21 protein-coding genes and 1 pseudogene are annotated in these 22,060 nt (G+C 60.6%); 10 read left to right on the plus strand and 12 right to left on the minus strand.

Going from position 1 to position 22,060, the window contains the following annotated elements; genetic code table 11:
* The first annotated feature begins 304 nt into the window (after positions 1–304).
* Entirely contained in the window at positions 305–1,462 is a 1,158-nt protein-coding gene (locus ACXAHG_RS20685) for an IS110 family RNA-guided transposase (RefSeq protein ID WP_475060329.1), read from the plus strand.
* A 527-nt stretch (positions 1,463–1,989) separates the two neighbouring features.
* Here the strand turns inward: ACXAHG_RS20685 and ACXAHG_RS20690 are convergent.
* The 11 genes and pseudogenes from ACXAHG_RS20690 to ACXAHG_RS20740 all read right to left on the minus strand — a co-directional run bounded on the left by ACXAHG_RS20690 (position 1,990) and on the right by ACXAHG_RS20740 (position 11,316).
* Positions 1,990–3,012 (minus strand): IS110 family RNA-guided transposase, encoded by a 1,023-nt coding sequence (locus ACXAHG_RS20690; RefSeq protein WP_475060331.1) that lies wholly within the window; start codon positions 3,010–3,012, stop codon positions 1,990–1,992.
* Positions 3,013–3,211: 199 nt separating this feature from the next.
* On the minus strand, positions 3,212–3,907 hold the full coding sequence (locus ACXAHG_RS20695) for an RES family NAD+ phosphorylase (RefSeq protein WP_475060334.1): 696 nt from the start codon (positions 3,905–3,907) through the stop codon (positions 3,212–3,214).
* A complete protein-coding gene (locus ACXAHG_RS20700) occupies positions 3,904–4,293 on the minus strand; it encodes an antitoxin Xre-like helix-turn-helix domain-containing protein (RefSeq protein WP_475060336.1) in 390 nt (129 codons plus the stop codon). Before ACXAHG_RS20700 ends, ACXAHG_RS20695 begins: the two co-directional genes overlap by 4 nt.
* A gap of 435 nt (positions 4,294–4,728) precedes the next feature.
* Positions 4,729–5,112: pseudogene (locus tag ACXAHG_RS20705) on the minus strand (transposase); the annotation flags it as partial.
* 255 nt (positions 5,113–5,367) lie between these two features.
* Complete coding sequence (locus ACXAHG_RS20710) at positions 5,368–5,568, minus strand: hypothetical protein (protein WP_475060338.1); 201 nt, start codon at positions 5,566–5,568, stop codon at positions 5,368–5,370.
* 171 nt (positions 5,569–5,739) lie between these two features.
* Positions 5,740–6,546 carry an ectoine/hydroxyectoine ABC transporter ATP-binding protein EhuA gene (gene ehuA, locus ACXAHG_RS20715; protein ID WP_475060341.1) on the minus strand — a complete coding sequence of 269 codons (807 nt, stop codon included), beginning with the start codon at positions 6,544–6,546 and terminating at the stop codon, positions 5,740–5,742.
* Between the two features lie 15 nt (positions 6,547–6,561).
* Positions 6,562–7,224, minus strand: coding sequence for an ectoine/hydroxyectoine ABC transporter permease subunit EhuD (gene ehuD / locus ACXAHG_RS20720; protein WP_475060344.1), 663 nt, complete (start codon positions 7,222–7,224; stop codon positions 6,562–6,564).
* A 3-nt stretch (positions 7,225–7,227) separates the two neighbouring features.
* On the minus strand, positions 7,228–7,854 hold the full coding sequence (gene ehuC / locus ACXAHG_RS20725; RefSeq protein WP_475060346.1) for an ectoine/hydroxyectoine ABC transporter permease subunit EhuC: 627 nt from the start codon (positions 7,852–7,854) through the stop codon (positions 7,228–7,230).
* A gap of 140 nt (positions 7,855–7,994) precedes the next feature.
* Positions 7,995–8,834, minus strand: coding sequence for a transporter substrate-binding domain-containing protein (locus tag ACXAHG_RS20730; protein ID WP_475060348.1), 840 nt, complete (start codon positions 8,832–8,834; stop codon positions 7,995–7,997).
* A gap of 186 nt (positions 8,835–9,020) precedes the next feature.
* Positions 9,021–10,535: a betaine-aldehyde dehydrogenase gene (gene betB, locus ACXAHG_RS20735; RefSeq protein ID WP_475060408.1), complete on the minus strand. Its 1,515-nt coding sequence runs from the start codon at positions 10,533–10,535 to the stop codon at positions 9,021–9,023.
* A gap of 235 nt (positions 10,536–10,770) precedes the next feature.
* Positions 10,771–11,316 (minus strand): Lrp/AsnC family transcriptional regulator, encoded by a 546-nt coding sequence (locus tag ACXAHG_RS20740; RefSeq protein ID WP_152615795.1) that lies wholly within the window; start codon positions 11,314–11,316, stop codon positions 10,771–10,773.
* Positions 11,317–11,481: 165 nt separating this feature from the next.
* Between ACXAHG_RS20740 and ACXAHG_RS20745 the strand changes: the two genes are divergently transcribed.
* From ACXAHG_RS20745 to ACXAHG_RS20755, 3 genes are all read left to right on the plus strand, one after another.
* A complete protein-coding gene (locus tag ACXAHG_RS20745) occupies positions 11,482–12,867 on the plus strand; it encodes a Rieske 2Fe-2S domain-containing protein (RefSeq protein WP_475060351.1) in 1,386 nt (461 codons plus the stop codon).
* A 76-nt stretch (positions 12,868–12,943) separates the two neighbouring features.
* Positions 12,944–13,960: a D-2-hydroxyacid dehydrogenase gene (locus ACXAHG_RS20750; RefSeq protein ID WP_475060353.1), complete on the plus strand. Its 1,017-nt coding sequence runs from the start codon at positions 12,944–12,946 to the stop codon at positions 13,958–13,960.
* A 10-nt stretch (positions 13,961–13,970) separates the two neighbouring features.
* Entirely contained in the window at positions 13,971–14,858 is an 888-nt protein-coding gene (locus ACXAHG_RS20755; protein ID WP_475060355.1) for a 2-hydroxy-3-oxopropionate reductase, read from the plus strand.
* 62 nt (positions 14,859–14,920) lie between these two features.
* Here ACXAHG_RS20755 and ACXAHG_RS20760 read toward each other — a convergent pair whose 3' ends face one another.
* Positions 14,921–15,826 (minus strand): LysR substrate-binding domain-containing protein, encoded by a 906-nt coding sequence (locus ACXAHG_RS20760; protein WP_475060357.1) that lies wholly within the window; start codon positions 15,824–15,826, stop codon positions 14,921–14,923.
* A gap of 146 nt (positions 15,827–15,972) precedes the next feature.
* On the opposite strand from ACXAHG_RS20760, the gene ACXAHG_RS20765 reads away from it, so the two are divergent.
* The 6 genes from ACXAHG_RS20765 to ACXAHG_RS20790 are packed head-to-tail and all read left to right on the plus strand — an operon-like array spanning position 15,973 to position 22,049.
* Positions 15,973–16,944, plus strand: a complete 972-nt coding sequence (locus ACXAHG_RS20765) for a C-terminal binding protein (RefSeq protein ID WP_475060359.1) — start codon at positions 15,973–15,975, stop codon at positions 16,942–16,944.
* Between the two features lie 3 nt (positions 16,945–16,947).
* On the plus strand, positions 16,948–18,570 hold the full coding sequence (locus tag ACXAHG_RS20770; protein WP_475060361.1) for a 5-guanidino-2-oxopentanoate decarboxylase: 1,623 nt from the start codon (positions 16,948–16,950) through the stop codon (positions 18,568–18,570).
* 47 nt (positions 18,571–18,617) lie between these two features.
* Positions 18,618–19,631, plus strand: coding sequence for a fatty acid desaturase (locus ACXAHG_RS20775; protein WP_475060363.1), 1,014 nt, complete (start codon positions 18,618–18,620; stop codon positions 19,629–19,631).
* The gene (locus ACXAHG_RS20780) at positions 19,612–19,923 is read left to right on the plus strand and encodes a non-heme iron oxygenase ferredoxin subunit (RefSeq protein ID WP_475060365.1); all 312 of its coding nucleotides are present in this window, start codon (positions 19,612–19,614) and stop codon (positions 19,921–19,923) included. Before ACXAHG_RS20775 ends, ACXAHG_RS20780 begins: the two co-directional genes overlap by 20 nt.
* A gap of 4 nt (positions 19,924–19,927) precedes the next feature.
* Positions 19,928–21,181, plus strand: coding sequence for a M24 family metallopeptidase (locus ACXAHG_RS20785; protein ID WP_475060368.1), 1,254 nt, complete (start codon positions 19,928–19,930; stop codon positions 21,179–21,181).
* Between the two features lie 43 nt (positions 21,182–21,224).
* The gene (locus ACXAHG_RS20790) at positions 21,225–22,049 is read left to right on the plus strand and encodes a 3-methyl-2-oxobutanoate hydroxymethyltransferase (protein WP_475060371.1); all 825 of its coding nucleotides are present in this window, start codon (positions 21,225–21,227) and stop codon (positions 22,047–22,049) included.
* The last annotated feature ends 11 nt before the right edge of the window (positions 22,050–22,060 follow it).

The raw sequence follows: 22,060 nt of genomic DNA on the forward strand, positions 1-22,060 counted from the left end.
ACTCAGGTGAGAGTAGTGGCGTCCCATTCAACATCCTCCGTGCAAGCTTCTGTATTCGTACAGAATTTGCACTTCGTTTGTGAATCCACCCAGCTACAATCAGAAAGCGCTTAATGAGACTTATGTTAAATATAGCTGAGAGGGCGGAAGGACTAAGCCGCTCCGCGGCATCGGCGCTTTTTGCTGATGGTTCGAACCACCCGTAACCCCAACAAGGTCACGGTCCGCGTGCCGATCAACAGATCCCATGATTAGTGGCGCAGAGCGGATAGGCTGCGCCATGCCAATGATAGGAGAGCTGGTCATGTCGTACTCACTCAATACGCCGAAATCTGTTCAATACGACCGCACGCTTGTCCTTGCGATCGAGTTGAGCAGCAAGTCTTGGGTCCTGGCGGCACAAGTGCCTGGTCTGCCGCAATCTAAGACCAGAAAAATGATCGCAGCTGATAAGCTGGCCCTTGAAACGGCAATCGATGGGTATCGGACCCGTGCCGCCGCCGCTGGCTCTCGAGTCGATCGTGTGATCGCGATTTATGAAGCTGGATGGTCCGGATTCTGGCTGGCGCGATGGTTGATCGCGAAGGGCGTGGAGGTCCGCGTTGTCCAGCCTTCGAGTGTTCCAGTTGATCGCCGCATGCGCCGCGCCAAATCCGATGGCATAGATGCCGAGTTGCTTCTCCGCACTCTGATGGCGTGGCTTCGCGGAGAACCGCGGGTCTGTTCCATGGTGCCAATCCCGGACGAAGCCGACGAGGATGCACGGCGATGCATCCGCGAGCGAACGGAGTTGATCTCCGAGCGGATCAGCCTGACCAACCGGATCGGCGCCGTACTGGCGACATTAGGCGTCGAGGGTTACAATCCGCTCCTCCAGAGTCGCCGGCATCGATTGATGGATTTGCGCACCGGGCTCGGTGAGCCGCTGCCGCCGAACGCATTTGCAAAGATTGACCGGCTATTGAGCAGGCTCGAGCTCGTACTCACCCAGATCGCTCAGCTGGAACGGGAGCGTGATGCCGTGGTCAAGGAACCCGCTGCGGATGAGGCCGGAAAAATGATCCAGCAGCTTTGCCGGTTACGCGGTATCGGGGTGCAGAGCGCCACCGTGCTGGTTCGCGAGGCTTTCGTGCGTCACTTCGCCAATGGCAAGGCGTTGGGATCGTATGCTGGTCTTACGGCGACGCCCTACAACAGCGGTGGAGTAGAGCGTGAGCAAGGGATCGGGAAAGCCGGAAACAGGCGGCTTAGAACGACGATGGTCGAACTGGCGTGGCTCTGGCTACGCTACCAGCCAGGTGCCGCGCAGGTTACCTGGTTCCGGGAGCGAACAGGCCAGACCGGCCGGCGTGTGCGTAAGGTGATGATCGTTGCGCTTGCTCGAAAGCTGCTGATTGCCCTTTGGCGGTTCGCCACTGATGGAGTGGTCCCACACGGAGCGACCTTGGGACCCGCCGCCTGACAGCTAATGAGATCAGGCTGCTTTGCGACGGCATGGCGGCTTGGTGACCGAGGGAACGTCGCCGTTGTCCGGCGTGGCACAATAGATGCCGTTTTCACAGAGTGGTGCCGTTCTTTTGGAGTTCTCCGGTCCCGAATGCGGGACAGTGGTTGGGATGCTGGTCCCGCCGGATGTGAGGTTTGCAGACAGGGGTCTGCCGACAGAGAGCTCACCTCGAGCGCCGATGAAGAAATAATACCATTGACGGAGATACCATCATGTGAGGCCGTGTGTGGACGCCCCGGTGAATGCAAGAAGTTTCTGGCAAGTTGGAACATGTGGTCAGGTGCTGTCGTGTGTTCGGCCTCAATATGCGGCACAAACACGCCGCGGGCCCGTATGGAGATGCGCGGATCAGGTCCAACTCGGATACGCGCGCTCACAGGCGCACGGCCTACTGCCTGGTTCTCCCGACCCCGTCTCGTTGACCGTTTGTCCTTACTTCACCTCCGTCCTTCTCACATAACCAGCAAATCCAGCCCGAAGGGTCAGGCGAATGCCGGATTCTTGTAGTTCTCGTTCTTCGTCATCAATGCCCAAGCGGTTCGTGCCATCTTATTTGCCAATGCCACAGTCACTAGCATCCTTGGTTTGCGTGCCAGCATCTGCCCCAGCCACCCACCTTGATCGCCGCCCCGTCGAATGGCCCATCGAACGACAGATGCCGCGCCAATGATCAGAAGACGTCGAAGATCACGTTGACCCATCTTCGATGTGCGACCAATGCGCTCTTTGCCACCAGATGAGAATTGCTTCGGCGTGAGCCCGGTCCAAGCGGCGAAGTCGCGCCCCTTGCCGAAAGTACTTGGGTCTGGGGAGAGAGCGGCTAGGGCCATGGCGGTGATCGGCCCAATTCCCGGGATCGTCATCAATCGCTTCGCCACACCATCCCGTCGGGCAACAGCGCACAGTTCTGCGCTTAGCCTGTCGATCTTTTCCGCCAACGTTTCGATATGATCTAGAAGCAAGCGGGCATGTTCGATAACTGCCTCTGGCAATTCAGTTTCCGGGTCGCTGATCGCAGCACGTAGCCGATTGAGGTGGGCTGTCCCGGAAGGAGCTACCAGCCCGTGCTCAGCCAGATGCCCCCGCAGCGCATTAATCGTTTGCGTCTTCTGTCTTACAAGCAGGTCACGGGTTCGGAGCGCCATACCTGATGCTTGTTTCTCCGCGGTCTTGACGGCAACAAAACGCATCGTGGGACGAGATGCTGCCTCCGTGATCGCCTCCGCGTCATTCGCATCGTTCTTCTGACGTTTGACGTAAGGCTTCACGTAGATCGGTGGGATCAGCCTGACTGTATGCCCAAGCTTTCTAATCTCACGCGCCCAATGATGCGAGCTAGCACAGGCCTCCATCGCAACAATGCAGTCCGGTATGTTCGCGAGAAAAGAAAGCAACTTGGAACGCCGCAGCTTCTTTCTGAATACAGGCGTACCGTCGGCTGTCGCTCCGTGAACCTGAAAGACGTTCTTCGCCAAATCTACGCCAACTGTGCTAACCTCTTCCATGGACGTCTCCTCCTCAACGTGGTGATCACACCAACAGTTTGGCACATCGATGCCGTCGGAGGGGCGTCCACCCCATCGGATACATATGAGCGACTTCCGAGAACGTGCCAGAAATCATTTGCGAGCAGCAGCCGGTACATACATTGGGCCGAACATGTCGCGGTCCAGATAAGTTTCCTCTCCACTCCTGCTTGATTGACTATGCGACCTGCAGGATCGAATAGTCAGGCGTCCCTTCCCAGGTCAGATCCCAAGAGGCTCCCGGACGGACGTTCTGAATGGCCTGCGGATCAAAGCAAACCAGGCAATTGCCTTCAGGTGCCCGGACCGACGGGTAGATCAGCCCGCGGGATCCGGCTCGCCGCAAGCCTTCTGCCAGGCTTTGACCTTCAGGATAACCGACGGCTGGATCTGAGTGGAGGGCGGCATGGCCGGGCTCATCGCTTATGTCGTCGAAGGTACCGATGAAATCGGCGTGCATTTCGATATAGCGTGCTGTGTCATGGAAATCCCTAGCATACTCGAGCTCGCGAGTACGGTGGAATGCGACCTCTGCAACGGACACCATGACATCCCATGCACAATACCAGGCTCCGCGATCTTCTCCGTTGAAACGGTTTCCCCCCGCCCTCGTACACGTTAATGCCGCGTTCACGTGAGTGTTCCCATAAACGCGCAAGTCTGCCTTTCGGCGGTGCCAGGCGAGCTCCCGCGGATCGAGATGCGGGCTCTTGCCGCTCTCCGCAACCAAGCGCGCGCTTGTGAGGCCTTCGATCTCTGCAAGAATGTCTGCTTCCTCATCGGAATCGACCAAACCCCGGAGCGCTGGCGCCTTGTGGTAAGTGGCTGGAAGAAGCCGGATCAGACCGCGGTCCGAAATCTCCGTCTGCTTCATGCCCCGCCCCGCAGCGCATCCAAGTAAGTCCGGATACTCAGAATGTGCGGCAGACCGCCCTCTATCGCGGTCTCAACCGGACGCGCGCCGCCGAAAAGAGGGCCAGTATTCGGCCGGGTCATCCATGTCCTGGCAAGCGGTTCCGAGAAGTAGAGTTCCAAAGACTTGTATATCCCGAGGATAGCGGAAAGGCGAAGAAGCTGATCCTTCGTTAACTCTCCAGTGAAACCAGGCTTTTTAGCGCGCTTCCATGTACTTTCCGACATGTCAGCCAAAGCTGCGGCCTCTTTCAATGTCAAACTCCATCCATCCGCTGCCCGGGCATACGCCTTCAGCGCAACTGCATTGATTTCTGCTGGTTCACGGGTTCTGGCGGTGATTTGCATCATCTTACTCCTGGATCCAAGAATAGGCCATATGGACCAAAAATAAAGACCAAATGACCCCCCCGAGTTGAACTGTTGAACACTAGCAGCTAATCGGACAATCCTGCCGGCGCCTGGTTTCGTGTGGGGCTGCACCGCACCTGGAACAGGTTAAGGTCTAATAGCGTACTTCCTCATAGCCAGAATTACCCTCAAAGTCCTCCCAGGAGACCCCTACGGCCCGGAACCTAAGAGCTCTGCATTCGCCTCCTGCCCTCATCTGATGAATTTCAGATTGGGGAGGCGCATTCCATGAAGCGGTCAGAGTATACTGAGGACCACCCCACTCATTGCCGCCAGTTGGAACACGCCGGGATGAACGAAGGCTATGCCCTTGCCAGCGGAAATCCCCCTGCAAACCATAGGTGCCTAAGCGGGAGCTGTCCCTCCGTTCGCAATAGCCGCCATCACCTTGCGCGACATGTCGGCCGTCAGCAGCCGGTCGCGGTTCTTGGTGAACACCGTCGGCACCCATACCGGATCGTCGATCCCGAGGCCCACGAACCAGCGGAACAGCAGATTATACTGCATCTGTTCCATCAACTGCCGCTCGGAGCGGATTGAGAACAGGATCTGCAGCAGGCTGGCCCGGATCAGTCGTTCCGGCGGGATCGAGGGGCGACCGAAATCGGTGTAGACCGCCTCGAAATCGGCATCCAGACTGGCCAGCGCGTCGTTGACCAACTGCCTGATCTTGCGGAGAGGGTGCCGTGCTGGGATGCGCTCTTCCAGATCGACATAGCTGAAAAGCGATCCGCTCGCTTCGTCCGTCCCGCGCATCACCAACCCCCGCCGAAATTGTGCTGAGGGTGAATCATGTTCCTCAGGCCGCGTCGAGAGCCGACTTCTTCAGCAGCCTGCTAGAACATGATCTGTGGACTGGAATGACGCATCGCTTATGCTTGGGAGCCATTGAGGAAGAAGCGAGCGGAAACCCATCGGGGCTCGCGGTTACGAGATGTCGAGCCGCTCAAAGAAGCCGGATATACATCAGCAATCGTGACCACCGATCCAGAACCAACCAGACCGTTGCAATCAGGCCTGGTCCATATACGCCCACAGATGCTGTTGATCAGGGTATACGTTGCTGCAATGCAGCGTCGTCAGACCAACTATTCGCTGCTTGAGCAGCAATAAATCTGGAAGAAACGGCACCGAGGGCCATTTGCGGCCATCGCGAAAGACAAACCCCGGAATCAGCTCTTTTTCTCCTCCCGGGATCTCATTGCCTTTCAATGCTTCTTTGAACCAGCCTACGTATTTGCCGCGATCCCCGAGCAGCTATTCCAACCTGGGCAAGCTGCTCAGCAAGACGCATACGCCGACGTCTGCAGAAAGACCGCTCGAGCCATCGCCGACTCGACGTTATTGAAGACCTTGCGGCAGCTTTATGTTTTCCATCAGGGCTCAGTTCGCTTCCAGAACCGCGTTCAAGAACTGCTGGGTGCGCTCCCGCTGCGGATTTTCGAACAGTTCGGACGGGGCCGCCTGCTCCTCAATCGCACCGTTGAAGAAGAAGCAGACCCGGTCCGAAATATCTTTGGCAAAGCCCATCTGGTGGGTGACCATCAGCATCGTCAAGCTGTGCGCATCGACCAGCTTGCGGATCACGTTGGTCACTTCGCCGATCACTTCCGGATCCAGGGCTGAGGTCACCTCGTCAAACAGCATAACCTTGGGCCGCATCGCCAGTGCCCGGGCAATCGCCACACGTTGCTGCTGGCCGCCCGACAGGCGCGAGGGGTACTGGTCGCGCTTATCAGCCATGCCCACCATATCGAGCAGCTCCAGCGACCGCGCCTCCGCTTTCTTGCGCGGCATGCCCAGCACCTGCACCGGGCCCTCGATGCAATTCTGCAGCGCCGTCATATGCGGAAACAGGTTGAAGTGCTGGAAGCACATGCCGATTTTCGAGCGGATGCGGCGGATATGCGCCGGACTTGCGGGCACCAGCACGCCGTTCTTCTCCATATGGGTCAACGGCTCACCATCGACATAGATCACCCCGCCGTTGATCGTCTCCAGCGTCATCAGCATCCGCAGCACCGTGGTCTTGCCGGAGCCGGAGGGGCCGATGATGGTCACCATCTCGCCCATGTCGATATCCAGGTTCAGATTATCCAGCACCGTCAGCGCGCCATAGCTTTTGCGCACGTTCTGAAACCGCACCATCGGAATGTTCTCCCCCTCCAGGCGCAGAGGGTATTGGCTCATGTCTTCGGTCATTGCTTACATTCCCATCTTGCGGCGCACCCATTGCTCAAATCGGGTGATGAAAAACGCGGTTGGCAGAGAGATGGCGAGGAACAGAATTCCGACCATCGTATAGGGTTCCAGATAGCGGTAGCTTTGCGCGCCCACGGCATTGGCGGTGTGCATCAGCTCGGCCACCCCGATCACCGACAGCATCGGCGTGTCCTTGAAGATCCCGACCAGGTAATTGCCCATCCCGGAAATCGCCGGCGGCAGAGCCTGCGGGATGATCAGCCGCCGGTATGTCTTGTAGGTCGACATGTTGATCGCCGTCGCGGCTTCCCACTGGCCTTTCGGCACGCTTTCGATGCCGCCGCGGTAGACCTCGGACAGATACGCGCCATAGTGCAGCCCGATCGCAATCAGGCCTGAAGTCCAGGGTGACAGGTTGATGCCGAACTGCGGGCCCACGTAAAAGACAAAGAACACCTGCAGCAGCAGCGGGGTCGAGCGGACAAACTCGACCAACTCGCGCACCACCAGGGTCAGCAGCCGGAACGGCGTCCGCTGCGCCAGCACCAGCACTAGCCCCAGCACCACTGCTATTGCATAGCCGCCGCCTGCGGCCATCAGAGTCTTGCCGGTGGCATCAATGAAGCGCGGCAGCAATTCCCATGTCCATTCCCAACGCCATTGCATGGTTCAGGCCCTCCCGATCTTGAATGCCATCTTGCGTTCGAACGAGCGCATGAAGGGGGTGACGCAGAACCGCGCAAAAACATAATAGAGGATCAACGCTGTGCCGAAGGTCTGCACCGACAGGAAGGTCGAGATATTGATCTGCCGGGCCTGAAACATCAGGTCAGTAACGGAAATCAGCGCCACCAGCGCGGTCCCTTTCAAAATCTCGATCACCAGGTTGCCCCAGGGCGGCAGCATAATGACAAAGGCCTGCGGCAGGATGATCCGGCGCATCCGCTGCGCGGGCGTCATATTGATCGCCTTGGCGGCTTCCCACTGGCCTTTCGGAACGGCCAGGATGGCGCCGCGGACCAGCTCAGCCCCATAGGCGCCCATGTTCAGGCCCACGGCGATGAAACCGGCGGTGAATTTGTCCATTGTGATCCCGAACAAGGGCAGCACAAAGAAAATCCAGAACAGCTGCACCAGCAGCGACGTGCCGCGGAAAATCTCGATATAAACAGTGGCAAAGCCCTTGACGGCCAGATTGGGCGACAGCCGCATCAGGCCAAAGGCCAGTGCAACCGCAACCGACACCACAGTGGCCAAAACAAATTGCACAAGCGTGATCAACGCACCGTCTAACATGCGGGGACCATGTGCTTGCAGGAAGTCAACGTAAGACAAGAGGGGCGCTCTCCGGTTTTGTCCCGGTGCGGGGAGTTAAGGGGCCAGCGCCCGCCCGGAAGGCCCGGCGCTGGTGTCTTGATGCAACAGAAAGCCGCGGGTCAGCGGTTGGCACAGGCCCATTCCATCGAGGCATCCTCAGCCGGCACGTTCGAGGGCAGGTAGTCCCACTGCTCCACAGCTGCCAGCATCTTGTCAGACCCCAGATAGCCCGGCATCGCCGCATTGAAGTCGGCGCGGAACTGGTCGTCTTCGGGGTGGAAGCCTACCGCAACCCAGTTGAAGGTCCACTTCGGCAGCGCATTGGTATCGGTGGCCGAGATGCCCTCGGTCTTGTCCGCCAGATCATAGGCTTCCACCGCGGTCATCGCGCCGATCTCAGCACGGCCCGCCTTCACCGCAGCCAGAACCTCAGTGGTGCCGGGCAGCTGCATGATCTTGCTTTCCGGGATACCGACCTTCAGCGCTTCTTCGACATTCACATAGCCTGCTACCGCGGCCATGGTGACGCCGGCGTTCTTGATATCCTCATAGGTCTGCAGATTGCCCGGATTGCCATCCGGCACGATGAAAGCGTTGCCGAACTGGCCGATCGGCTCGGAAAAGTCGATGTTGGCGCAGCGCGAGCCCAGGATGTACATGCCGCCGGTGATGACATCGACCCGGCCCGCCATCAGGCTGGGGATCAGCCCGGCCCAGTCGGTGACCACCGGTTCGATCTCGGTGTGGCCCATCTTCTCCAGCAGATCCAGGGTGATCTGGTTGACAAAGCCCAGCGGCTCGCCGTTCTCGCCAGGATGCGCCCAAGGCGCCGCCGCGGCAAACCCCAACCGGATCGGCTCGCCTGCGGCAATGCGGTCTTCCAGCGGCCCGGCGATGGCCGAACCGGTTGCAAGAGCCAGAATGGCCGCAATGGCACCGCCCAGAAACTTGGTTTTCATAATGACTTTCCTCCTTGTTGCAGATCGTGCTCCGCCATCCGGTCAGACACGTCTGCCGGTGGAAGAGCGGGCTTCCCGAGCGCCTTTTGGCGTCTTTTCGGGGGTCGGGCAGCGGGTCCGTCACAGGAGCCTGGCGCCCGGGGCAATCACGCGGCCAGGTTCTCCCCGCCGCAGTTGCAATGCAGATTAGTAAGGGGCTTCGATCCTTCCCATTTCGACGTAAACCGATTTGATCTGGCTGTAGTGGTCCAGCGCCGCGCGCGAGTTCTCGCGCCCCACGCCGGATTTCTTGACACCGCCAAAGGGCATCTCCACCGGCATCACATTGTGGGTGTTGATCCAGCAGGTGCCCGCCTGGATGCGGTCGATCACCCGGTGCGCCCGCTGCAGATCGCGGGTGAAGACACTAGCGGCGAGGCCAAATCCGGTATCATTGGCGCGGCGGATCACTTCCTCTTCATCTTCGAATTCCAGAACAGACATCACCGGGCCGAAAATCTCTTCGCGGGCGATGCGCATATCGTCACTCACACCGGTGAAAACCGTCGGCTGCACAAAGCTGCCGTCTTCGAAACCCGCAACTTCGGCCCGCCCGCCGCCGCAAAGCAGCTGCGCGCCCTCCAGCCGACCCAGTTGCATGTAGCCAAGAACCTTGTCCATATGCGCAGCGGATATCAACGGCCCCATCTGGGTTTCCGGATCCAGTGGATCGCCCAGCCGGATCGCCCTCACCCGCTCAATCAGCCGGGTTTCGAATTCTTCACGCACATCCCTATGCACAAACACCCGGGTGCCGTTCGAGCAAATCTGCCCAGAAGAGTAGAAATTGCCCAGGAGCGCGCCACTTACGGCGGTTTCGATATCCGCATCCTCAAACACAATCAGAGGGGACTTGCCGCCCAACTCCATGGTGACATGCTTGATGTCTTCTCCCGCCGCCGCCATCACCCGGGCGCCAGTCGGCACCGAGCCAGTGAGCGAGATCTTCTCGATATCCGGGTGCGCCACCAGGGCCGAACCCACGTCGCCATAGCCTTGCACGACATTATAGAGCCCTTTGGGCAATCCGGCCTCGACCAGGATTTCGGCAACCTGCAGCGCGCAGAGCGGCGTCACCTCGGAGGGTTTGAACACCACCGCATTGCCGCAGGCCAACGCGGCTGCGCCCTTGTAGCAGGCAATCTGGGTCGGATAATTCCAGGCGCCGATCCCCAGGCACACCCCCAACGCCACCCGCTTGGTATAGACAAAACTGTCCCCCAGCGGGATGCACTCGCCATTGATGCTGCTGGCCAGGCCGCCATAGAATTCAAAGGCTTCCGCGCCTGAAAGCGCATCGGCGACGATGGTTTCCTGATAGGGCTTGCCGGTGTCCAGCGTCTCCAGCACCGACAGATCATGATTGCGTTCGCGCATGATGTCCGCGGCGCGCCGCAGGATCCGGCCGCGCTCGGCAGGCAGGGTCCGCTCCCATTCCCCTTGCGCACGCCTGGCACTCGCCACCGCGCGCTTGATCACCGCAGGCGTCGCCGAATGCAGCCGCGCGATGACTTCCCCTGTCGCCGGGTAAATACAGTCAATCATCCGGCCGTCCGTGTCCTCCACATAAGCGCCGTCAATGAAATGCGAGGCCTGCGGCTGGACGCGCGCCGTAACATCCGAACCCAACGAAACCTGCGCCGCAGCGCCGGCTGAAAGCATGGCTTGTCCGTCGGGTTTGACTTGCATAGACGCTCCCCTCCTTGGCGGAGAAAGGCAGGCGCGAAAGCACGCCTGATTCGTGGCTGGTCACTAAAAAGGTTACGGCCAGAATAACGTTTTACGCAACACAAATATCGGAACCGGTATTTTTTGCTCCCCAAGCCTCACTTTTCATACGAATTTCGCAGAAATGTGACCCCACGTCGCCAAAACCCGAAATCTCCCCCTGCAAGCGCTAGCCCCAGTTGCTTTTAAGCAGGAACTGATTCTTGAAATTCTTGAGACCGGTCATCACGTCGCAAGCGCCGATGTCCGGGCTGTTGTGGACATGCGCGCTCAGCAGGCTCAGAAAGCTGGCGCGGTCCTCGCTGACGATCTCGATCAGCAGGTCATAGGCGCCGCTGACCCAGACCACATAAACCACCTCATCCAGCACCGACAGCCGCGCTGCAACATCCTCAGGCCGGTGCCCGGGCGCGATTTTCAGCCCCACCATCGCCTCGGTCCGGTATTCGGACACGCCGGGATCAGTAATCGCCACAATCCGCAAACTGCCGCTCGACTTCAGCGCCCCGACCCGGTTGCGCACAGTGCCTTCCGACACCCCCAGCCGCTGCGCGATTTCGGAATAGGCCATCCGCCCGTCGCGCTGCAGCAGGTCGATGATTTCCCGGTTCAGCCGGTCGTCCAGCAAAGACGCGCTGCCGCCGCGCACCGGCGCCTCGGTGCCGGCACCGCGATTGCCAGGGGTTCCGCCGGAATGTCCGCTTTGATCTGCCATAATGCCTCCAACTCTTCGAATATCGAAAACGATAGACGTTTTACGTAGCTTTTTGGAGTACATTTTTCGTTGACGTATCGCTTTTCGCAATCAACCTTCGAAATACATCAGTTTCGACGACAGCCGCCTGTCCGCCAGACAGTCCCCAAGCAAGGAGGCAGCCCCATGACCACCGCAACCGAACGCCCGCAAGTCAAAACCTTTGCCGGCAATTTCCAGGGTTACGCACAATCCCAAGGCCCCGGTATCGACGAAGAAATCTCCCGCGTCGGCCCCGGAACACCCGCTGGCGAATACCTGCGCCGCTTCTGGCACCCGGTGCATCTCACCCAGGAACTGGGCGAGCTGCCCAAGGCGATCACCATCCTCGGCGAGGAACTGGTGCTGTTCCGCTACGGCGAGAACCGCGACCAGATCGGCCTAGTGCACAAATACTGCCCGCACCGCCGCGCCTCGCTGGAATACGGCAAATGCGAAACCACCGGCATCCGCTGCTGCTATCACGGCTGGCTGTTTGCCCCCGACGGCGAAATCCTCGAGGCGCCGGCCGAAGACTCCACCGCCCGCGCGGTGGCGATGGTCAAGGAGCGCACCCGCCTCGGCGCCTATCCGGTGATCGAATACCGCGGCCTGATCTTTGCCTACATGGGCCCGCAGGACAAGCAGCCGGAGTTCCCGATCTACGACGCGTTTGAACACGAAGGCATGACCAGCGCCCCCTACCAGGCGCCTTATACCTGCAACTGGATCCAGGTGCAGGACGCGATCATGGACCCAACCCACACCACCTTCCTGCACAGCCAGAACAGCCACCCGCAGTTCTCCGAAGGCATGATGGCCAGCGGCCAGCTGAAGTTCTATGAGCGCCACGAGAACCACTTCCTCGGCTCTTCCACCCGCCGCATCGGCGACAACGCCTGGGTGCGCCTGAACGAGCTGATCCTGCCGAACTTCACCCAGGCCGGCTCCGCCTATGCCGCTGACGGCACCGAGCAGCGCTACTTTGGCCGCTCCTGCTTCACCCGCTGGGTGGTGCCGGTCGATGACGAAAACACCATCGTCTACGCCTGGGCCAACTTCGGCGACCGCTGGGACCCGCATGAGTACAACACCAAGGAAGGCCACGAGATGATCGAACAGGGGGAGGTCCTGGACCGCACTCCCGAGGAGAAACAGCGCTATCCCGCGGATTCCGAGGCGGTCGAGGGCATGGGCCCCATCTCCACCCACAAGGCCGAAAACCTGATGCCCACCGACCGAGGCATCTCGCTCTACCGCCGCCGGGTGCGCAAGGCGATCCGCGATCTCGCCAAAGACGGCATCGAGCCGCCCCAGCCCAAGCGCTTCGAAGGCCATTCGGTGCGCACCTACGGCCAGGACACGGTGCTGACCCTGCCGCCGGTCGAAGGCCGCGATGACGGTGAGTACCTGATGGCGATTGGCGAAGCGGTGATGGATATGCAGTTCGAGCATGAGGACTGGTGCGACGAAAACCGCGACGCCGCCATCATCGAGCGTCTCAAGGGCATCGAGGCCAATGGCATCGGCTGAGACCTGTGCGTCCTGCCCGAATGGCGGGCAGGGCGGCTGCACTCAATCCGCGCGAATATTCAAGGAAACGCAAATCATGGCTGTGAAAGTACACGTCAAGAACAACCGCTGGGCCGAAGGCTCCTTCCCCAACACCCCCGAAGGCGAAGAGGTCTTCACCATCACCCGCGACCGCTTCGAAAGCGCCGTGGCGCAGTTCCCGGACATGCAGGGCAAGCTGGCCCCTTTCATCGACTGGGACACCGACAACTGGGACAGCTCCATGGCCGAGGCCGAGGTGCTGCTGACCTGGAACCTGCCGACCGAGGATCTGGCCGCGAAAGCGCCCAATCTGAAATGGATCCACTGCATCGGCGCCGGGGTCGAGCATATGCTGCCGATGGACTGGCTGCCCGATCACGTGACGCTCACCAACAACAAGGGCGTGCATGCGGCCAAGGCGGGCGAGTTCGGGCTGATGGCGGTGCTGATGCTGCACTCCCATATGCCGGCAATTGTCACCAACCAGAAGCACGCCATCTATGACTCGCTTTACTGCTCGCCAATTGCCGGCAAGACGCTGGTGGTGCTTGGCACCGGCTCCCTGGGCGGCTCCGGCGCGCAAATGGTGAAGCCGCTCGGAGTCAATGTGATCGGGGTCAACCGCTCTGGCCGCGACGTTGAAGGCTGCGACCGCTGCGTCACCACCGAACAGCTCGACGAGGTGCTGCCGCTGGCCGATTACTTGCTGATCGCCACCCCAGACACGCCGGAAACCCGCGGGTTGATGGACCGGCGCAGGCTTGATCTGATGAAACCCACCGCAGGCATCATCAACATCGGCCGCGAGGCGGTGATGGACTACGATGCGCTCTGCGACAAGCTGGAGGAAGGCTCCCTGGGCGGCGCCATCCTGGATGTCTTCGACCCCGAGCCCATCGCCCCGGGCTCGCGCCTGTGGAACACTAAAAACCTGATTGTGACCCCGCATGTCTCAGCCGATGACGGCGACGCCTATATCCCGCTGACCCTGGGGCTGTTCTTCCGCAACATGGAGCTGTTCCTGGCGGGCAAGCCGCTGTTGAACCCCATCGACCCGAAACTCGGCTACTGAGGAGACTGCCATGAAAATCGGATTTATCGGCCTCGGCGTAATGGGCACGCCGATGGCGGGCCACTTGGCCGATGCGGGCCACAGCATCTTCACCTGCCTCAACCGCTCGCCGCTGCCGGATGATCTGGCTGCCAAAGGCGTCGAGGTTGCTGCCAGCCCCGCCGAAGTGGCCGCGCGCTGCGACACTGTCATTGTCATGGTCCCCGACACGCCCGACGTGGAACGGGTGATCACCGGTGAAAACGGCGTGCTGGAAAACATCCGCGACGGCTCTCTGGTGATCGACATGTCCTCGATCAGCCCGATTGCCACGCAAGAGCTGGCGGCAGCCGTGAACGCCAAGGGCGGCCAATATGTCGATGCGCCGGTTTCCGGCGGCGAGGTTGGCGCCAAGGCGGCCAGCCTCACCATCATGTGCGGCGGCCCACAGGCCGCCTTTGACCGCGCCAAACCGCTGTTCGACCTGATGGGCAAGAACATCACCCTGATCGGCGAGGCCAATGGCGCAGGCCAGACCTGCAAGATCGCCAACCAGATCATCGTGGCGCTGAACATCGAAGCGGTTGCCGAAGCGCTGGTCTTTGCCTCCAAGGCGGGCTGCGATCCAGCCAAGGTGCGCGAGGCGCTGATGGGCGGTTTTGCGTCGTCGAAGATCCTGGAGGTACACGGCGAGCGGATGATCAACCGGAACATGGACCCCGGCTTCCGTATCAATTTGCATCAGAAAGATCTCAATCTGGCGCTCGGATCCGCCAAGGCACTTGGCGTCTCGCTGCCCAACACCGCCACCGCGCAGGAGCTGTTCAATTCCTGCAATGCCAATGGCGGCGGCAACGATGACCATTCCGGCATGGTCAAGGCGCTGGAGCGCATGGCGAACCACCAGGTTGCAGGCTGATTTCTTTTTCCTCTGGTTTGAGCCCGGACGGGCTCAAGCTCCTTGACTAGAAGGTCCTGAACTTAAACCTGCACAGGGCCTTCGAACTTTGCCAGCAGCCATTCCATGAACCGGATGGCATTCGGGTTCGGGTTGTCCGGCTGGTTCTGAACGGCAAAGTAGCGGTCGCGCCCTGGCACCCTGATGTCGAAGGGTACGCAGAGTTCCCCCTTTTCTACCAACCGTTCCGCCAAAGTCCCGTGTCCCATCGACACCCCCTGCCCTTCCCGGGCCAGGTTCAGTGACAGCACATAAGTGCTGAAATACTGCCGCTCCGCTAGCTGCAGCCCTTTCAGCCCCGCTTGCTGCAGCCAGTAATCCCAGGCATCGCCAATCCCGGTCAGATCCAGGATCCGCTCCCCCGCCAGATCCTCCGGCACCCGCAACCGTTCCGCCACCTCCGGCGCGCAGACCGGAAACAGTTCCTCGGCCCCTAAACTGAAGCTGCGCTCGCCAAAGCTCGCCTCGCGGCCATAGTGGATCTCCACATCCGCATTGCTCTCCAGGAAATCCTGCTCCCACAGCGCCGTCGACACTGTCATCTCCACCCCCGGATTGGCCGCCATGAACTCGCCCAGATGCGGGGTCAGCCAGAAGGTGGCAAAGGCGTAGTTGCACTTGATGTGCAAATTCCGCGCCGTGGAGTACCCGAGAAAGCTGCGTGTTCCCTGCTCCAGCGTGCTGAAGGCCCGCACCACAGTGGGCAGATAATTCCGTCCTGCCTCGGTCAGCTGCAGCCCGCGGTGGCCGCGCAGAAACAGCGGCTGGTTCAGGTGCTGCTCCAGCAAACGCACCTGCTTGCTGACTGCGGATTGCGTAATAAGCAGCTCTTCTGCGGCATCCGTAAAGCTGAGATGCCGGGCCGAAACTGCAAAGGCACGCAGCCAATGCAGCGGCGGCGTTACGATTCTTCTTTCCTGATCAGCCATTTACGCGCCTCAAAACAGGTATTCCATTTCGTCGCAGCTTGGCACGGAATTGGTCGTTTGAAAACAGATACCGAAATTACGTCTTATCGGAATCAGCAACAAAAACGCCGGCGAACGGCCCACCACCCCGACAAGGAGACCAAGGTTTGAAGATCGCTTTCACCGATTTTGTTCAGCCCGACCTCGACCTGGAAATCGCGCTCATCCATGAGGCCGGTTTCGAAATGGTTGTCGCTGACCCCCATTGCACCACCGAAGACGAGGTGATCGAGCTGGTGAAATCCAGCGGTGCGGATGCCATCGTCTCGCTCTATGCTCCGATCACCGAAAAGGTGTTTGCCGCCCTGCCCAACCTGCGCATTGTCTCGGTGCCGCTGGTCGGCGTCGATGCCATCGACACAGAGGCCGCTGCCCGCCACGGCGTCTGGATCGCCCATATCCCCGACGCCTGGGTCTCAGAGGTCGGCGTGCACGCCGCCGCCATGGCGTTGTCGCTGGTGCGCCACCTGCCGTTCTACGACCGCTCGGTGCGCGAACGCCGCTGGGACTATGAGGAACCCGGTGTGCTGCACCGCACCCACGACATGACCTTTGGACTGATGGGCTGTGGCCGCATCGGCCAGCAGGCGGCCCGCAGCGCCGCCCCCAGCTTTGGCAAGGTCATCGCCTACGACCCCTATATGCCGGCAAACGCCTGCCCGGACTGGATTGAACAGGTCGGCACCATCGAAGAGCTGTTTGAGCGCGCCAATGTGGTCTCGCTGCACTCGCCGCTGACCGCCGAGACCAAGCATATCGTCAACGCAGAACTGTTGAACAGCATGCAGCGCGGCAGCTTTATCGTCAACGCCTCGCGCGGGGCGCTGATCGACTCCGCTGCCCTACTGGCAGCGCTCGACAGCGGCCAGCTTGGCGGCGCGGGCCTGGATGTGTTCGAGGTGGAACCGCCCAATCCCTACGACCCGCTGCTCCATCACCCCCGCACCGTGGTGTCGCCGCATGCTGCTTACTACTCGGTCGAAGCTGACGAGGAGGGCCGCAGCCGCGCCATCAAGAACGTCCTCACCTATGCCGCCACCGGCACCCCCGATCACTTCGTCGTCAAGGGAGAGAAATAGGCCATGCGCGACCTGACCACTGAAAATATGACCTGCGGCGAAGCGCTACTGCACCTGCTCAAGGCCTACGGGATCGACACTGCTTTTGGCATCCCCGGCTATCACACGGTCGAGTTCTACCGGAACTTCGACAAGATGGGCATCCGCCAGGTAACCCCGCGCCACGAGCAAGGCTCGGCCTATGGCGCCTACGGCTATGCCGCTGCTACCGGCAAACCGGGCGTTTGCTTCCTGGTCACCGGCGCCGGCGTCACCAATGGCACCACCGCGATAGGCGAGGCCTATTCCAACTCGATCCCGATGCTGGTCTTCACCACCATGAACAACGTGCATGAGCTGGGCATGAACGGCGGCCGTATGCATGAGCTGCGGTCGCAGGAGGACATTCTGGGCCAGGTCTCGGCCTTTACCCATACGCTGCTGGACGCCAAGAACCTGCCTGAAGTGCTAGCCCGCGCCTTCACCGTGTTCAATTCGGGCCGCCCGCGCCCGGTGTCGATCCAGATCCCGCAGGATGTGCTGGCAGGCCCGGCCGGGTTTGATATCGAACCCTGGCCCTCGGCTCCGAAACCCGGCCCCGACCCGGAGGCAACGGCCCGGATCACCGATATGCTCGCGGAGGCTAAATCGCCGATGATCGTGGTCGGCGGCGGCGCCATCCCGGCCTCGGAGGAAGTGCTGAAACTGGCCGAACGCCTCGACGCCCCCGTCGTCAACAGCTGCGCAGGCAAGGGCGTGATCCCCGAAGACCACCCGCTTTGCCTCGGCTTTGCCCAGGCCTTTGACCCGGTGCGGGACATGCTGCGGGATGCCGATGTGGTGCTGGCCGTTGGCACTGAATTCGCCGAACCCGACCGCTACTTCACCGCCGATTACCCGATCAATGGCCAGCTGATCCGCATCGACATCGACCCTGGCCAGCTGATGCACTATTCAAAACCTGCGGCTTCCTTGCTGAGCGATAGCAAATCGGCGCTGACTGCAATCCTGGCCGGGCTGGAAAACCGCAACGGCCCGCAGGTAACCACCGCAGGCGCCGCCCGCGTGGCCGAGGCTTCGGCCCAGTTTAACGGCGATCTTTGCAAGGAATCCCCCAAGCACAGGAAAGCGCTGGAGATCATCCACGACGTGCTGCCAGAGGACACCATCATCTCGGCTGACGCCTCGCAGATCTGCTACACCGGCCTTTACCATTACCCGATGACGCAGCCGAACCTGTTTCACTTCCCCAACGGATATGCCGCCATGGGGTTTGGCATGCCGGTCGCCATCGGCATGAAGGTCGGCGCAGGCGACGGTCCCGTGGCCTGCATCACCGGCGACGGATCGTTCCAGATGACGATTGAGGAACTGGCCGCAGCGGTAGAGCAGAACCTGTCGATCCCGATCATTGTCTGGTCCAACGGCGGCTATCAGGAAATCCGCGAGTATATGGACAGCAAGGGCCTGCCCACCATCGGCTGCAATATCTACAACCCCGATTTCACCAAGATCGCCGAGGCCTTCGGCGCCCGCGGCTTCCATCCGCAAAGCGGTGATGAGCTGCGCGCGGCGTTGGAAGCAGCACTGGTGTCCGAAGGGCCGACCATCATCGAGATCGATGAAACAGACGCCTGGCTGCAATAGCAGCCAGGCCCCCAGTCAGATCAAAGAAAATCCAGCGGGGGTGCGCCATGATCACCAATGCGCAGACATCAAACATCCATATGGACAAGAAACAGCTCAAGGCGCTGATGCGGCGCAGCGACCGGCCCGGGCTGATCTACATGGGCGCCTGGATAACACTGCTGGCGGTCACCGGGGTGCCGGTGATGCTGACCGCCGGCAGCTGGTGGTTTCTCCCGGCGATCCTGGTTTACTCAGGCTGTTTTGCGGTCTCAGCCTACGCGCTCAGCCACGAATGCGCCCACGGCACCGCTTTCCGCACCCGCTGGCTGAACGAAGCAGTGTTCTGGGCCACCTCCCTCCTCTACTACGAGGAACCGCTGCACCGCCGCTACTCCCACGCCAGCCACCACACCCACACCTGGATCGAGGGCGAAGACAACCAGATGCCCTACGCCCCGATCCCGCTGACGTTTGCGGGCTGGGTGGAGGAGATCCTGGGCCTGGGCCTTTACTGGCACCAGACAAAGATGTTCGTGCTGCACTCGCTGGGCATCTTCTCGGACGAGGTCAAACGGTTCACCCCCGCCAGCGAGCTGCCGCGGATGCAAAGCAACACCCGGATCTGCGTGGCCATCTACGCAGGCCTCGCCGCCATCAGCGTTGCTGCCGGCTGGCTCTGGCCGCTCTACCTGATCGTCCTTCCGCGGGTGCTGGGCGGCCCGATCATGAACGCCTTCATCCTGATGCAGCATGTAGAGATGGCCGAGAACCAGCCCAATATCGTGCAGTCGACCCGCTCCTTCCGCACCAACTGGTTCTTTCAGTTCCTCTATTTCAACATGAACCACCATATCGAGCACCATCTCTACCCCACGGTGCCGTTCCACGCCCTGCCCGATCTCAGCGGCAAACTGGGCGACCAGTTGCCGCCACCCGATCCGGGTTTCATCAGCACCCATTGGGAAGTGCTCAAGATCACCATCCGCCGTTCCTTGGGACGGAACGACCGGTCGGACAAAATCCGCCAAGCCTTCTCAGATGATCTGACAGGAGACAGCAATGACCAATCAGTGGCATGATGCCTGCGCAACCGATGATGTGGACGACGAAGACCTCATCACCCTGAAACTCGCAGGCAAAGCAGTGGCAATCTACAACACCCCCGAAGGTTTCTTTACCACCGCCGGCATGTGCACCCACGAAGAGGAGTCGCTTGATGGCGGGCTGGTGATGGACGGGGTGATTGAATGCCCGCTGCACCAAGGCCGCTTCTGCGTCCGCACCGGCAAGGCGCTGAGCGCGCCCGCAGTCGAAAACTTGGTGACCTATGAAGTGCAGGTGCGCGATGGCCGCGTTTGGGTGAGGATCTGACCGCATGCGCTTTTCTGATATGACTCTGACCCAGGCTGCGCGTACTACCCCCGTGGTCGAGATGACCGACACGCTGGAAATGATCGACCTGGCCAAGATGCGGGCCTACCGCCTGAAACGCCTGCGTGATGAGATGAAACGCCAGGACGTTGGCGGCTGCGTGCTGACCTCGGTTTACTCGATCCGTTACGCTACCGGCATGCGCGATGCAGGCATCATGCAAAGCCATATACCACTCAGCTACCTGTTTGTGCCCGCCGAAGGCCCGACCGTCTATTTCGACGGCGAAACCGGCAAGCAGATCGCGCAAGGGCTGGAGACCATCGACGAGCTGGGCGAAGAAGCGATCCAGATCTCCTATATGTTTGCAGGCCAGCGCATGGATGAGATGATCGAGCGCTGGGTCAACCAGATCACCGCGCTGATGCAGCGCCACGGCGGCGGTAGCACCCGGCTGGGCGTCGAAAGCCCGGTGCCGCAGGTAGCCGCGCTCTTTGCCAACAAAGGCCTGGAGGTGGTCCACGCCCATAAAGTGATTGAACCCGCCCGCGCCATCAAATCGGTCGAGGAGATCCTCTGCATGAACTACGCCATTGCGGTGGCGGAGGACGGCATGTGGCGGATGCGCGAGGCGCTGCGCCCCGGCATGACCGAAATCGAGCTGTGGTCGCACCTGTGGAAAGCCAATGTCGAAGCCGGCGGCGACTGGATCGAGGGCCGCCTGCTGGCCGCGGGCGACCGCACCAACCCCTGGCTGCAGGAGGCCTCGGGCCGGATCATCCGCCCGGGCGAGCTGGTGGCCTTTGACACCGATATGGTCGGCCCTTTCGGCTATTCGGCGGATGTTTCGCGCACTTATTTCTGCGGCTCGGGCCGCCCCACCCTATATCAGCGCGAGCTTTACAGCCGCGCTTATGAGGAAATTCAGCATAACCTGGAGCTGATGAAGCCCGGCATGTCCTTCCGCGAGGTGACCGAACGCGGCTTCAAGCAGCCCGAGCAGTTCCGCGATCAGCATTATGCGGTGATGGCCCATGGCATCGGCATGTCCGACGAATGGCCCTGCATCTACTACCCCCAGGACGCAAGCCTGATCTATGACGGCGAGCTGCAGCCCGGCATGGCTATGTGCGTCGAAAGCTACGTCGGCGAAGTCGGCGGCGCCGAGGGTGTGAAGCTGGAAGAGCAGGTGCTGATCACCGGGGACGGCTGTGAGCTGCTGTCAAAATTCCCGTTTGAAGACGCCCTTTTGAACTAAGCCTGCGCGTTGAAGCAGGCATTCCCCAGCAGCAGGAGAAACCATGCGCAACATCTACACGTTCAATGGCACACCCGCCCAAAGAAACTTCACGGTTGCCGACCTGAGGGCGCGCAAAGGCGCCAAGGACAAACTAACCATGGTGAACCCCTCCGGCCCCGAAGAAGCTCAGGCAGCAGTGGAGGCCGGTATCGACCTGTTCACCCTCTGGGACGAGCAGGTCCAAATGGTGCGCGAGGTCGCCCCCACGACATTCGCCGGATCCGGCATGGCATGGGAGGCGCATGTCACCAATGACGACATTCTGCGCGCAGCAATCGGATCGATGGAGCGCGGTGCGGATTTCTTCTATACCAACCGCAGCTATGACGCGATTGAACTGCTCTCCAAGAACGGGATTCCAGTGCAGTCGCATATGGGGCTTATCCCGCGCCTGTCGACCTGGGTCGGCGGCCTGCGCGCCATTGGCAAAACCGCGGATGAAGCGATGGAGCTGTACCGGACCTTTAAACGGCTGGAAGACGTGGGCTGTTTTGCGGTCGAAATCGAATGCGTCGCCGAGGAAGCCTTGCTGGCGCTCAACGGCCTGACCAGCATCGTAACCTGCTCCCTGGGCTCAGGCTATGCCGGGGACATCATCTTCCTGTTCCTGCATGACATCTGCGGCGAGGCCCCCAACGATCCCAAACACGCCCGTGCCTTTGGCGACGTCGGGCGGCTGCACCGTCAGATCTACAGCGAACGGGTCGAAGCAATGGGCAAGTTCCGCGATGCGGTGAACGAGGGATCGTTCCCCGGCCCCAAGGAAACCGTCCATATGCCAAGCCAGGAGAGGGAAAAGCTCGCTGAGGCGCTGGACAAACTGTAAGCCACTGGAAC

This window comes from Leisingera sp. ABD4_442 (assembly GCF_056160905.1).